We start from the raw sequence: 13,350 nt of genomic DNA on the forward strand, positions 1-13,350 counted from the left end.
TGTCCGCTCCTTACCGGGTACACTTTGTGACGGCCGGCTCACTGCGACGCGCAGGGCCGGTTGACGGTAACCCGAGGTGCCGAACGGTGGCATCCCCATGTACCGTAAGAGCCACGAGAGATGCCTGACGTCATCGGGGCCCGCCTTCGGGCTGCCCCGCATTCTGTGCGAGGGGGTCGAGCCATGGGGCGCGGCCGTGCTAAGGCCAAGCAGACGAAGGTGGCGCGGGAGTTGAAGTACCACTCCCCGAACACCGACCTCACCGCCTTGCAGCGCGAGTTGGCGGGTGCTGGTGGGAAGTCTGAGCAGCACTTCGACGACGACTACAAAGAGTATGTCGACGACGATGATGAGGATCACGCGGACGACGACCCGGACACCTGGGCCCGTCCGACCCGCTGACCTCCGGTCGCATCTGAGCACGCGGTGACTCCCCGCGTGCTCACGCATGTGCCCTACCAACGCGGCGCACCGACGATCAGGGGCCACGCCCTTCCGGAGCCCTCCGGCCGACCGGCGGGCCCCTGATCGCGGACGCGTGCCCTCAGCGGGGCCGGTTGTTCCAGTTGTAGAACGTCGGGATGTTCTCGAAGTGGTTCCAGGCGCACACCGCGCTGGCGCCGTCGCCGCCCGACACCTCCGCCCGCAGCAGGCGCGCGGCCTCCGCCTCGTGGAGAAGTGCGGTCAGTCCGCCGGCGGCCTCCCGCACCCGGTCCGCGACCGGATCGGGCTCGGCTCCTCCGACGCGCTCAGGCTGCCGGTGACTCGTGGTCTCGGGCATGCTCCAACACTCCCTCCAGTAGGCGGATCTTGCTGTTGCGGCAGTGCTCGGTCTCCGTACCGTCAAAACGCCCCAGCTCGAAGTAGCGGTTCGCCGCGTGGCCCCCGCCGCAGAAGCCGAAGTAGGGGCAGGACGACCGGCACGCCTCCACGCCGGTGAGGAACTCGCCCACCCAGGGCGTCCGCCCGGCCCCGGCCAGGATCTCGGCCAGCGGGGTGCTCAGCACGTTGCCGCTGCTGAAGTCGCCGTAGTGCGGGTCGGTGAAGCCGGCCAGCTCCGGGGAGAGCACCACCACCGAGCCGTCCTGGGCGACCGTGGGGATCGGGTCGAGCCGGCGGGGCAGCAGGTCGTCCGCCGTGCCGGCCAGGACGGCGCCCGCGTAGCGCAGCGACCACTCGACCTCGCGCAGGTGGATCCGGGGATCCCGTCGCCAGGCGCCCACCAGCTCCGCCCAGAACCCCGTCACCGCGGCCGCGTCCCGGGCGTTCGTGCGGGTGTTGACGCCCTCGGTCTCCTCGATGTTGATCCCCAGCACGTCACAGCCGAGGTCGAGGAAATATTCGTAGAGCTCGGTGGCCAGCCCCGGCTCCGGCCGGGAGACCACGGCGAGCGCCGAGAACGGCAGCCCGTGCCGGCGCAGCGCCGCCACCCCGGCCAGGATCCGGTCGTACGCCGGCCGGCCGCCCCGGGTGACCCGCTCCCCGTTGCGGTCCCGGGGGCCGTCCACGCTCACGCTGACCCGGATCCCGTGCTCGACGAAGAACGCGCACCAGGCGTCGTCGATCAGCGTGGCGTTGGTCTGGACGTGGTGCTCCACCTCCGGCCCGAACGGCGCCAGCAGGGCCGCCAGGTGCTCCCGGCCGGCTGCGAGCGGCTCCCCGCCGTGCCAGACCACCGAGAAGCGCCCCGCGGCCGCCCAGGGGTTCACCGAGGCCGCCACCGCCTCGGCGACCGGCACGGACATCCGCCGGTCCACCGCCCGCAGCGGCAGATAGCAGTAGACGCAGTCGAGATTGCAGAGCGTGGTCGGCTGCATCACCACGTACGAGGGGACGGCGGCGATGCCCCGCATTCCGGTGTGCGTACGCGCAGCCATCACCCCTCCCCCGTTAGCCTGAACTGCCCTTCAGGCTAGGCGGCGGTGGCTACTCGGGTGAACCCCCGATCAGGTGCCCGGATGATCACCGGAGAGTGATCACCCCCGGGTGTGCTGGCCGATCATCTGCACGTTGCCCGAGCCCTCGATGATCTCGCCGGCCTGCCAGGCGTCGACGCCGCGGCCGGTCAGGGTGGCCAGGGCACGGTCCGCGTCCTCCGCGGAGACGATGGCGAACATGCCGACGCCCATGTTGAACGTCGCCTCCATCTCCGGGTCCTCGATCCGGCCCTTCGACTGGATGAGGTCGAAGATCGGCTGCGGCTTCCAGGTGGAGCGGTTGACCACCGCGTCGACGTGCTCGGGCAGGATCCGGACCAGGTTGCCCGGGATGCCGCCGCCGGTGACGTGGGCCAGCGACCGCACCTCGGCCTCGGCAATCAGCTTGAGGCAGTCCTGCGCGTAGATCTTGGTCGGGGTGAGCAGCTCCTCGCCGAGGGTCCGCTGCCGGCCGAAGTCGTCGATCACCACGTCCAGCCGCATCCGGCCGGCCCCCAGCAGCACGTGCCGGACCAGCGAGTAGCCGTTGGAGTGCAGGCCGGAGGAGCGCATCGCGATGACAACGTCGCCGACCTCGACCCGCTCCGAGCTGAGGATGTCGCTCTCCTCCACCACACCGACACCGGTGGCGGAGATGTCGTACTCGTCGGGGCGCAGCACACCCGGGTGCTCGGCGGTCTCGCCGCCGAGCAGGGCGCAGCCGGCGTAGCGGCAGCCGTCGGCGATGCCCGCGCCGATCTCGGCCACCTTGTCCGGAACGACCTCGCCGGTGGCGATGTAGTCGAGCAGGAAGAGCGGCTCGGCGCCGCAGGCCACCAGGTCGTCGACCACCATGGCGACCAGGTCGATGCCGACCGTGTCGTGGATGTCGAGCTGCTGGGCGATCACCAGCTTGGTGCCCACGCCGTCGGTGGAGGAGGCCAGGATCGGGTTCTTGTACTTCTTCGTGTCCAGCCGGAACAGGCCGGCGAAGCCGCCCAGGTCGCCCATGACCTCCGGGCGCCGCGTCTGCCGGACCTTCGACTTCAGCAGCTCGACGGCCCGGTCGCCCGCCTCGATCGACACCCCGGCATCGGCGTACGAGACCGCGCGTTTGCGCTGCGTACGGCCGGTCCCGGCCGACCAGGGCTGGCGGTCGCCGCCGGCGCCCGTCGGGCTGGATCCTGCGCCGCTGCGCTCGGACACGTGGGTCACGGTTCTCCCCTTTGTGGTTCCCGCGGGCCGGCCGGAGGGCCGCCCCGCGTCGGTGGTGCTACGGGCGGTGGGTGGCTGCGCCGCCCGGAGTGGCGGCCGACGGCGTCAGACGCGCCGAGCTGAAGTTGTCGTTCAGTGGGGCGGTGGGCTCGGACGCCTCGGCGGTGACCCGGCGGCCCACCCCTTCGAGCACGTGCTTGCCGATCAGGTTCCCGGCCGGCAGCTCGATCGGGTATTCCCCGTCGAAGCACGCCCGGCAGAGCCGGGTCTTCGGCTGCTCGGTCGCGGCGATGAGACCGCCAAGCGAGACGTAACCCAGCGTGTCGGCCCCGATCGACCGCCGGATGCCCTCGTTGTCCAGCCCGTTGGCCAGCAGCTCGGCCCGCGTGGCGAAGTCGATCCCGTAGAAGCAGGGCCAGCTGACCGGTGGCGACGAGATGCGGACGTGGACCTCCAGCGCCCCGGCCTCGCGCAGCATCCGCACGATCGCCCGCTGGGTGTTGCCCCGGACGATCGAGTCGTCCACCACCACCAGGCGCTTGCCGCGGACGTTCTCCCGCAGCGGGTTGAGCTTGAGCCGGATGCCGAGCTGGCGCAGGGTCTGCGACGGCTGGATGAAGGTGCGCCCGACGTACGGGTTCTTCATGAGGCCCTGGCCGTAGGTGATGCCGGACTCCTCGGCGTAGCCGATCGCGGCCGGGGTGCCCGACTCGGGCACCGGGATGACCAGGTCGGCCTCGACCGGGTGCTCCTTGGCGAGCTGGCGGCCGATCTGCACCCGGGCGGAGTGCACGTTCCGCCCGGCGATCGTGGCGTCCGGACGGGCGATGTACACGTACTCGAAGAGGCAGCCCTTGGGCTCCGGCGCGGCGAACCGGCTGGACCGCAACCCGTCCTCGTCGATGGCGATCAGCTCGCCGGGCTCCACCTCGCGGACCACGCTCGCGCCGACGATGTCCAGCGCCGCGGTCTCGCTCGCCACCACCCAGCCGCGCTCCAGCCGGCCGAGCACCAGCGGGCGGACCCCGTGCGGGTCGCGCGCCGCGTAGAGGGTCGACTCGTCCATGAAGACGAAGCTGAACGCGCCGCGCAGCTGGGGCAGCACCTCCAGGGCGGCCGCCTCGACGGAGAGGTCGGGGCGGCTGGCCAGCAGCATGGTGACCAGCGACGTGTCGTTGGTCGAGCCGTCGGAGTCCAGGCCGCGCTCGGCCACCTCGCGCTGCAGCTCGGCGGTGTTGACCAGGTTGCCGTTGTGGGCCAGCGCGATCGTGGTGCCGGCGGTGGTGGCCCGGATGGTCGGCTGGGCGTTCTCCCAGGTCGACCCGCCGGTGGTCGAGTAGCGCGCGTGCCCGATCGCCACGTGCCCGCGCAGGCTCGCCAGGGTGGGCTCGTCGAAGACCTGGGCGACCAGGCCGAGGTCCTTGTAGACCACCACGCCCGACCCGTCGCTCACCGCGATGCCCGCGGCCTCCTGGCCGCGGTGCTGGAGGGCGTAGAGCCCGAAGTAGGTCAGGTTCGCGACTTCTTCCCCCGGCGCCCAGACACCGAAGACGCCGCACGCGTCCTGGGGGCCGGGTCGCTGGGGGTCAAGGTCGTGGCTCAGCCGGCCATCGCCTCGGGGCACCTGCCGCTCCCTCTTGCTGGGGTCTGGACTGGCCTGGCGGAGGTCGGGGGGCAAGCTCCGCACCGTGGGCCGGGGACCGTCGTCGCCTCACAGTGTACGCGAACAGCAGTCGATACCGACAGTCACGGGCCGCCCGCTGAGCGTGATCGTGAACGACCCCTCTAGCCGCAGCTAGAGCGGGAGGTGTTCGGAGAGATCCGCGCGGATGCCGGACACCCGTACGCGACCCTCGGTGACGGCCTGGGCCCACTCGAGGCGGCCGGTGGCCAGCGCCAGCCAGGTCGGCGGGTCCATTTCCACCACGTTCGGGGGTGTTCCGCGGGTGTGTCGCGGCCCCGCCACGCACTGCACCGCGCCGTAGGGTGGAACCCGCACCTCCACCGATCGGCCGGGGGCGCGCTCCGCGAGGGCGGCCAAAAGGGTACGGACCGCCTCCCGGTACACCGGCCGATCGGGCGTACGCCCCTCATCCAGCGCCGTCAACGTCGCCGCTACCGCGGCGGAATAAGTGTGCGGAGAGGACACGACGGGACGATACGACCCCCCGGCAACGCGCTCGACGCTGGCCCTGGGTAGAGATAGCCCGGCCAGACAAGGCATAGTTGCCGACGGCGTATTCGTACCGTGAGTGATCACCCGGCCGGACCGGCCGGCGGGGAGATCAGACCCGGAAGGCGGTGGACGTGTCAACACACCGACGTGCCTGGAAGCAGCGGGCCGGTGTGGTCGTGGCGCTGGTCTTCGGCGGGCTGCTCGCCGTCCCCGCCACATCGGCCTCGGCCGCCAAGATCAGCACCGCCGACAACTCGGTCACCATCGACGCCGGCCGGAGCAGCACCGTCAACGTCGTGGTCCGGCCGGACGCCGGCGAGTCGTCCGCGGACATCGACGTGACCGGCCTGCCCGATGGCGTCACCTGCGGCGGCTGTGGGCCGATCGACTTCGGGGGCATCCCGGCGCCCAAGTCGGTGACCCTGACCCTGTCGGCCGCGGCCAACGCGCCCGCGGCCAACGGCGCGCAGGCGAGGATCACGGTCACCGGGGACAACAATCCCCGCAGCCTCCGCGTCACGGTCCGGGCCGCCGCGCCGCCGACCCCGGATCAGCCGCAGACGGTCAAGTCCATCTCCGGCAAGGTCGTCGTCGCGGACAACGGCGATCCCGTCGAGAACGCGCTCGTCATGCTCCGGGACAGCCGGGGCAAGCAGCGCCAGACGAACACGGACGGCAGCGGCAACTTCCGCTTCAGCGGTTCCGCCTCGGACCCGATCGCGCCGGGCCGGATCGACCTGGGCGCCACCAAGGGTGACGCCAACCCCGGCACCAAGTCGATCAACGCGTCGGCCGGCCAGTCGGTGACCGGTGTGCGGATCAGCGTGCCGATCAAGGTCGAGGCCTCGCCGAGCCCCAGCGCCTCGGCCAGCGAAGAGGCCCTGCCGAGCGAGGAAGCCACCGACGAGGCGACCGACGAGCCGGCCAGCGACGCGCCCGCCGCCCAGCAGCCGGCCGCCAACGAGGATTCGGGCGGCTTCAGCTCCTGGCTGCTGATTCTGCTCGGCGGCCTCTTCGTCGCCGTCGGCGTGGGCACCATCGTGCTGCTCTACATGCGGCGCAAGAACGAGGACGGCGACGGCGACGGTGACGGCCCGAACGGGCCGGCCGGCCCCGGTGGCCCGGCCGGAGCGGCCGCCGTCCCGGGTGCCCGGGGCGCCTACCACGGCGCAGACGACCAGACCCGGGTGGTGAACGGCATGGGCGCCGGGCCGGCACCGACCATGGCCGGCGGCGCCTCGCTCAGCGACGCGCCGACCATGATGCACCGCCCGGTCGTGGACGACGTCCCGCCGGACCCGTACGGCGCGCCTCCCGGCCCCTCGTACGGCGTCGGGGCGGGGCAGCCCGGCTACGGCGGCTACGGCGACGAGGCTCCCGGTCCGGGCGGCTACGGCGCAGCCAACGGCTACGGCAACGCACCCTCCTCCGGCGGCGGCTACGGCACGGCCCCGTCCTCCGGCGGCGGCTACGGCAGCCCCGAGTACGGCGCCGGGGCCGCCGGCTACCCGCCCGCGCAGGGCGGCGGCTACGGCAACGAGCGCTACGACGAGCCCACCGGCCGCTACACGGGTGACGGCACCCAGTACGCGCCGCCGGCCGACCCGTACCCGACCAGCACCTACCAGCCCGAGCAGGGCCGGGGCTACGACCAGCCCGGCCAGGGCCAGTACGGGCGTGGCGCGGAGCAGGGTGGCTACGGCGCCGGTGGCGGCTACGGCGCCCCGGCGGGCGGCTACGGCGCCCCGGCGGGCGGCTACGACAACGGCGCGGCGGGGGCCTACGACAACGGCCCGAGCGGCGGCTACGACAGCGGCCAGACCGGTGGCTACGACAACCGCCAGGGCGGCTACGACGGTCGCCAGCAGAGCGGCTACGACGCCGGCCAGCAGGGCGGCGCGTACGACGGCGGCCAGCAGGGCGGCTACGACGGTTACGACCAGCGCGGCGGCTACGGCGGCGGCGAGGGTTACGGCCAGCCGCAGCAGGGTGGCTACGGCCAGCAGGGCGGCTACGGCCAGGAGCAGCCGCCGCAGCAGCGCGGCGGCGGCTACGACCAGGAGCAGCCGCCGCAGCAGCGCGGCGGTGGCTACGACCAGGGCGGCGGCTACTACGCCGACCCGGCCGAGGCCGGCCGGGGCCGACCCGACGCCCCGCAGGACCGCAGCGGTCGCCGCCTGGACTGGCTGGACGACTGACGGCCGGGGCGTGAGCGCCCCACCGCGCAGAACGAGAGTGGCCGCCCGGCTGAGCCGGGCGGCCACTTCCACGCTGAACGACACGCCGGCCCGACGCCACGCCGACCGGACGGAGGCGGCTCAGGCCGCGGCGAAGTACCCCTGGCGCAGCACCGGCACCACGCCGGAGACGCCGAGTTCGACGGCGACGGCCACGTCCTCGGCGAAGCCACCCTCGACGAGTTCCCGGCCGGAGACGCAACCCCGCACCGCGGCCGGCACGTCGGGGGTGCTGGCCAGGGCGGCCAGGGCCATGGCCGCCTCCACGGAGAGCCCGCCGGGGACCCCGGAGAGGGCATCCAGCACGCTGGCCGCCCCGAGCTGGTCCTCCACGCCGGGGCGCAGCGACCCGTCCGGCCAGCGTTCACCGGCGGCCACCACGCCCACGGGGGCGTCGGTCGAGCCGTACCCCTGGGCCCGGAGCCAGCGCCCGACGGCGGGCGCGTTGCGGAGGCACGCCGCCACCACCGGCACCCCGGTGGCGCTCGCGGCGGCGCTGATGGCCGAGCCGTTCGGCGACGGCAGCACCAGGTCGGCGACGACCGGCGCGGTCCGCAGCGCCGCCGGGGAGAGCGACCACGGGTGTTCCGGGGTCGTCTTCCGGCGGCCCACCGCCGCAACGGCGCCGATCCGGCGGGCGTAGTCGGCGGCCTGCTCGCCCCAGGGGAACGGGTGCACCCGCATCCCGCGGCTCACCGCCACCTCCACGGCGGTGGTGAACGAGAGCACGTCCACCACCACCAGGGCGGCGCAGACCCGGCCGAGTTCCGCGGCCCCGCTCAGCCCCCAGTCGAACCGGGCGCCGGCGCCCGGTTGAGCGAAGACGGCCAAGGCCAGGGCCTCAGTGCTGATCCGGCGCGGGACGCTGCTCAGGGTCACCGGTGGCCGTCACGGAGCCGTCCGGGTCGGACGTCGCCTCGGCAGCGTCGGCCGTGCTGTCGGCCACATCCGCCGGAGCCTCGTCGGCGGGAGCCTCGGCGGTGTCCGCCGGAGCCTCGTCGGCCACCGGAGCTTCCGCGACGTCCGCGGACGCGGTCGCCTCGTCCCCAGCCTCGGCGGCAGTGTTCGCCTCGGTCGCGGCCTCCGCCGGAGCGGCGCCGGCCTGCGCGATCGGCTCGGCGGCGACCTCGGCCGGGTCGACGTCGATCGGCTGCTCGGCGGTGGCCGGCAGGACGGTGGTGGTCCCGGTGCGGGTGGCCTCCACCTCCACCCGGGCCGCCTCCGCGCCGCCGAAGAGGCGCGGCAGGGTGGCGGTGTGCGCCTCGCGCAGCTCGTCGAGGCCGATCCGGAACTGGCCGTGCACCTCGAGGGCGCCGGCGGCCGGGTCGGTGACCCCGATGAACTCCCACGGCACACCGCGCTCGGCGCAGAGGGCGGTGAACGCCTTCTCGTGCCCGCGCGGCACCGACACCAGCACGCGGCCGGCGGACTCGCTGAACAGGAAGACGAACGGCATCGAGCCGCCGGCGAAGTGCTCCGGCAGCACGACCCGGGCACCGACGCCGCGCCGCAGGCTGGACTCGACCAGGCTCTGGGCGAGTCCACCGTCGGAGAGGTCGTGGGCCGAGCTGAGGTGCCCGACCCGGGCCGCCTCGGCGAGCAGCTCGGCGAGCTGCCGCTCACGGGCCAGGTCGACCTGCGGCGGGATGCCGCCCAGGTGCTCGTGGGTGACCCAGGCCCACTCCGAGCCGGAGAGCTCGACGTGCGTCTCGCCCAGCAGGAAGAGCTGGTCGTGGTCGCCGGCCGGCCGCGGCACGAAGCCCATCGGCACCCGCTCCGCGACGTCGTCCAGCACACCCAGCACGCCGACCACCGGGGTCGGGTGGATGGCCGCCGCGCCGGTCTGGTTGTAGAAGCTGACGTTGCCGCCGGTCACCGGGATGCCCAGCTCCAGGCAGCCGTCCGCCAGGCCGCGCACGGCCTCGGCGAACTGCCACATGACGCCCGGGTCCTCCGGCGAGCCGAAGTTGAGGCAGTTGGTCACGGCGATCGGCTTCGCGCCGGTCACCGCCACGTTCCGGTACGCCTCGGCCAGCGCGAGCTTCGTCCCGTGGTACGGGTCGAGGCGGGCGTACCGGCCGTTGCCGTCGACGGAGAGGGCGACGCCCAGGCCGGTCCGCTCGTCGATCCGGATCACGCCGGAGTCCTCCGGCTGGGCGAGCACGGTGTTGCCCAGGACGTACCGGTCGTACTGCTCGGTGACCCAGGTCTTGTCGGCCAGGTTCGGCGACGCGATCATGCGGAGCAGGGTCTCCCGGAGGGCGTCCGGGTCGCTCGGCCGGGGCAGCGTCTCGGCCCGGTCGGCCTGGAGCAGGATCAGGTCGGCCGGCTCGCGCATGGGGCGGGCGTAGACCGGGCCGTCGTCGACCAGCGAACCCGGCGGCACGTCCACCACCATCTGGTCCCGCCAGGTGATGAGCAGTCGGCCCGGCTGCCCGTCCGGGGACGGCGCGGTGACCTCGCCGATGGCGGTGGCGAGCACGCCCCACTTCTCGGCGGTCTTGAGCACCGCCTCCAGCTTGTCCGGGGAGACGACCAGCAGCATCCGCTCCTGGGACTCGCTGGCCAGGATCTCGTGCGGCTCCATCGACGGCTCGCGCAGCGGCACCCGCTCCAGCCAGACCCGCATGCCGGTGCCGGCGGAGGCGGCGGTCTCGGTGAGCGCGCAGGTCAGGCCGGCGCCACCGAGGTCCTGGATGCCGACGACCAGCTCGGCGTCGTACAGCTCCAGGCACGCCTCGATGAGCAGCTTCTCCATGAACGGGTCGCCCACCTGCACGGACGGGCGGCGCTGCTCGCTGCCCTCGTCGAAGGTGGCGCTGGCCAGCACCGACACGCCGCCGATGCCGTCCCGGCCGGTCTTGGCGCCCATCAGCACCACGACGTTGCCGGGGCCGGTGGCGTCCTTCTTCTGCAGCCGGTCGACCGGCAGCACGCCCAGGCAGAGCGCGTTGACCAGCGGGTTGCCCTGGTAGCAGGGGTCGAAGACCACCTCGCCGCCGATGTTGGGCAGGCCCAGGCAGTTGCCGTAGCCGCCGACGCCGGCCACCACGCCAGGGAGCACCCGGGCGGTGTCCGGGTGGTCCGCCGCGCCGAAGCGCAGCGGGTCCATGACGGCGACCGGACGGGCGCCCATGGCGAGGATGTCGCGGACGATGCCGCCGACGCCGGTCGCCGCGCCCTGGTACGGCTCGACGAAGCTCGGGTGGTTGTGCGACTCGACCTTGAAGGTCACCGCCAGCTCGTCGGAGACCTGGACGACACCGGCGTTCTCGCCGATGCCGGCCAGCAGCCGGTCGCTCGGCGGGGCCTTCTCACCGAACTGGCGCAGGTGCACCTTGCTCGACTTGTAGGAGCAGTGCTCGCTCCACATGATCGAGTACATGGCGAGTTCGGCCTGGGTGGGCCGGCGGCCCAGGATGTGCCGGATCCGGTCGTACTCGTCGTCGCGGAGGCCCAGCTCGGCGTAGGGCTGGAGCTCTTCGGGGGTGCCGGCGGCCCGGGGCACGGTGTCCACGCCCAGGGCCCAGTCGTCGGCCGGGCCGGCCTGCGGCACCACGCCCGGGGTCTCCCGCAGGGCCGGGTCCGGATGGGTGGTCATGACCTCTCGCTCCTCACGCTCACGCCGGGGCCCCCACCAGGTGCTTGAGCACCGAGGTGAAGAAGCCGAGACCGTCCAGGGAGGGGCCGGTGAGCGCCTCCACCGCGTGCTCGGGATGCGGCATGATGCCGACCACGTTGCCGGCCTCGTTGGTGATCGCGGCGATGTCGCGCTGCGATCCGTTGGGGTTGCCGCCGACGTAACGGGCGACGACGCGGCCCTCGGCCTCCAGCCGGTCCAGCGTCGCCGGGTCGGCGACGTAGCAGCCCTCGCCGTTCTTGACCGGGATGAGCACCTCCTGGCCGGGCTGGAACGCGTTGGTCCAAGCGGTGCCGGCGGCCTCGATCCGGAGGACCTGGTCCCGGTTGCGGAAGTGCAGGTGCTGGTTGCGGGTGAGCGCGCCGGGCAGCAGGTGGGCCTCGCAGAGGATCTGGAAGCCGTTGCAGATGCCGAGCACCGGCAGGCCGCCGCGGGCGGCGTCGACGATCGAGCCCATCACCGGGGCGAACCGGGCGATCGCGCCGCAGCGCAGGTAGTCACCGTAGGAGAAGCCACCGGGCAGGACCACGGCGTCCACGCCGTGCAGGTCCGGGTCGCCGTGCCAGAGCCGGACCGGTTCGGCGCCGGCGATCCGGACGGCCCGGGCCGCGTCCCCGTCGTCGAGCGAGCCGGGGAACGTCACCACACCGACCCGCGCGGTCACGAGCGGGCGTCCGCGGTCTCGTCGGCCTCGACCAGGCGGACGGTGAAGTCCTCGATGACCGGGTTGGCGAGCAGCTTGTCGGCGATCTCCCGGGCCCGGTCCAGGTCCGGTTCACCGGTGAACTCGATCTCGATCCGCCTGCCGATCCGGACCGAGGCGACGTCACTGACGCCGAGCCGGGGCAGCGCGTTTGCGACGGCCTGGCCCTGAGGATCGAGGATCTCGGGCTTGAGCATGACGTCGACGACGACGCGAGGCACGGGGCACTCCTGACTGTGTACGCAGTTGGGTGCCGGCCCACTACGGGCGAGCGCAGCCAGCCTACCTGGCAGATACCGTCCCGCCCGCACCGGCCGGTGCCCGGTCAGGCAGTGATCGGCGTAACCAACCGCCCGGACGGAGGGCCGATACGCGTTCGTTGCGGCGTCGATATGAATTCGTTGCCCGTCGCGGCGGGCGGCTCCGGACGCCAGGGCTCCCACCAGGCATTTTCCCCCAGATATTCGCCGATCGGACCGGTTTCCGACAGGCGGGTCGACGGATCGCCCGCGATCCGCCGTAACATCGCTTGATTTCGATTTAACTCTTGTGACGGGCATCGCCGCGCCCTTAGCATGCATCGTCAGACGTCGATGAGTGAATCGACTCCCACCGCTGGGTCCACCCCGCCCCGGCGGCACCACCACCTGCCCGGCGATCCCGGGCACCCCGCGCAGAAGGAGTCCCCGACATGCGTCTCCGTCCCCTGCTCGCCGTGCTCACCACCGCCCTCGCCGGCGTGCTGGCCAGCGCCTCGGGCGCGACCGCCGCACCGGCCGGCCCGCTGATCATCGGCGGCGGCACCGTCTCGTCCGCCCCGTGGGCCGCCGCCGTGTTCAGCAACGGCTCGTTCACCTGCTCCGGCAGCGTCATCGCGTCCCAGTGGGTGCTCACCGCCCGGCACTGCGTCAGCGGCTCGATGTCGGTCCGGGTCGGCAGCGTCTACTACGCCTCCGGCGGCGTCACCCGCACCGTGAGCGCCTCCTACACCCGCTACGACCTGGCCCTGCTCCGCCTGTCCAGCGCGGTCAGCACCTCCGCCGTGACGCTGGCCAGCAGCAACCCGCCCGTCGGCTCCACCAACTCGATCTACGGCTGGGGCATGACCTGCTACAGCGGCTGCGGCGCGTCTCCCCAGCTCAAGACCGCCAACGTGCAGGTGACCAGCACCAACGCCACCGACGCCTACGGCGGGCAGGCGATCCGCAGCACCCGGATCAACGGCAACGCCTGGCGGGGCGACTCGGGCGGCCCGCAGTTCTACAACGGCCGGCAGGTCGGCGTCGCCTCCACCGCCGACGGCTCCAGCATCCAGAACTACGGCAGTGTCGCGTACAACCGGTCCTGGATCACCTCGACGGCCGGTGTCTGACGGTTAGCGCCGGTGCGGCGCGGATGGGCCGGTGGCACCCCGACCGTCCGCGCCGCGCCGTTTTGCAGCATCCGATCAGGTGAACACGGCT

The 13,350-nt window shown here is 73.1% G+C and carries 12 protein-coding genes; 3 read left to right on the plus strand and 9 right to left on the minus strand.

Features of this window, described 5'->3' with window-relative positions; translation table 11 throughout:
• Positions 1-183 precede the first annotated feature (183 nt).
• Positions 184-402, plus strand: a complete 219-nt coding sequence (locus F8274_RS05355) for a DUF3073 domain-containing protein (protein WP_091668151.1) — start codon at positions 184-186, stop codon at positions 400-402.
• Positions 403-544: 142 nt separating this feature from the next.
• Here F8274_RS05355 and amcA read toward each other — a convergent pair whose 3' ends face one another.
• From amcA to F8274_RS05380, 5 genes are all read right to left on the minus strand, one after another.
• Positions 545-781 (minus strand): multiple cyclophane-containing RiPP AmcA, encoded by a 237-nt coding sequence (gene amcA, locus F8274_RS05360; protein WP_151461157.1) that lies wholly within the window; start codon positions 779-781, stop codon positions 545-547.
• Positions 750-1,853, minus strand: coding sequence for a cyclophane-forming radical SAM peptide maturase AmcB (gene amcB, locus F8274_RS05365; RefSeq protein ID WP_305070068.1), 1,104 nt, complete (start codon positions 1,851-1,853; stop codon positions 750-752). The genes amcA and amcB overlap by 32 nt, the downstream gene beginning before the upstream one ends.
• Positions 1,854-1,976: 123 nt before the next feature.
• Positions 1,977-3,131 (minus strand): phosphoribosylformylglycinamidine cyclo-ligase, encoded by a 1,155-nt coding sequence (purM, locus tag F8274_RS05370; protein ID WP_151461159.1) that lies wholly within the window; start codon positions 3,129-3,131, stop codon positions 1,977-1,979.
• A 58-nt stretch (positions 3,132-3,189) separates the two neighbouring features.
• A complete protein-coding gene (purF, locus tag F8274_RS05375; RefSeq protein ID WP_151461160.1) occupies positions 3,190-4,755 on the minus strand; it encodes an amidophosphoribosyltransferase in 1,566 nt (521 codons plus the stop codon).
• Between the two features lie 171 nt (positions 4,756-4,926).
• Complete coding sequence (locus F8274_RS05380; RefSeq protein WP_151461161.1) at positions 4,927-5,280, minus strand: sterol carrier family protein; 354 nt, start codon at positions 5,278-5,280, stop codon at positions 4,927-4,929.
• 158 nt (positions 5,281-5,438) lie between these two features.
• On the opposite strand from F8274_RS05380, the gene F8274_RS05385 reads away from it, so the two are divergent.
• Positions 5,439-7,505: a carboxypeptidase-like regulatory domain-containing protein gene (locus tag F8274_RS05385; RefSeq protein ID WP_151461162.1), complete on the plus strand. Its 2,067-nt coding sequence runs from the start codon at positions 5,439-5,441 to the stop codon at positions 7,503-7,505.
• A gap of 120 nt (positions 7,506-7,625) precedes the next feature.
• Here the strand turns inward: F8274_RS05385 and F8274_RS05390 are convergent, their stop codons facing one another.
• From F8274_RS05390 to purS, 4 genes are read right to left on the minus strand one after another with little or no spacing between them, the layout of a single operon-like run.
• Positions 7,626-8,375 (minus strand): 2-phosphosulfolactate phosphatase, encoded by a 750-nt coding sequence (locus tag F8274_RS05390; protein ID WP_151461177.1) that lies wholly within the window; start codon positions 8,373-8,375, stop codon positions 7,626-7,628.
• A 10-nt stretch (positions 8,376-8,385) separates the two neighbouring features.
• Entirely contained in the window at positions 8,386-11,145 is a 2,760-nt protein-coding gene (gene purL, locus F8274_RS05395) for a phosphoribosylformylglycinamidine synthase subunit PurL (protein WP_151461163.1), read from the minus strand.
• Positions 11,146-11,164: 19 nt separating this feature from the next.
• Positions 11,165-11,848 (minus strand): phosphoribosylformylglycinamidine synthase subunit PurQ, encoded by a 684-nt coding sequence (gene purQ, locus F8274_RS05400; protein WP_151461164.1) that lies wholly within the window; start codon positions 11,846-11,848, stop codon positions 11,165-11,167.
• Positions 11,845-12,108 (minus strand): phosphoribosylformylglycinamidine synthase subunit PurS, encoded by a 264-nt coding sequence (gene purS / locus F8274_RS05405; protein ID WP_030332194.1) that lies wholly within the window; start codon positions 12,106-12,108, stop codon positions 11,845-11,847. The genes purQ and purS overlap by 4 nt, the downstream gene beginning before the upstream one ends.
• A 470-nt stretch (positions 12,109-12,578) precedes the next feature.
• On the opposite strand from purS, the gene F8274_RS05410 reads away from it, so the two are divergent.
• On the plus strand, positions 12,579-13,259 hold the full coding sequence (locus F8274_RS05410; protein WP_151461165.1) for a DUF1986 domain-containing protein: 681 nt from the start codon (positions 12,579-12,581) through the stop codon (positions 13,257-13,259).
• The last annotated feature ends 91 nt before the right edge of the window (positions 13,260-13,350 follow it).

Origin of the sequence: Micromonospora sp. AMSO31t (genome assembly GCF_008868175.1) — a bacterium.
In the GTDB taxonomy this organism is placed as follows: domain Bacteria; phylum Actinomycetota; class Actinomycetes; order Mycobacteriales; family Micromonosporaceae; genus Micromonospora.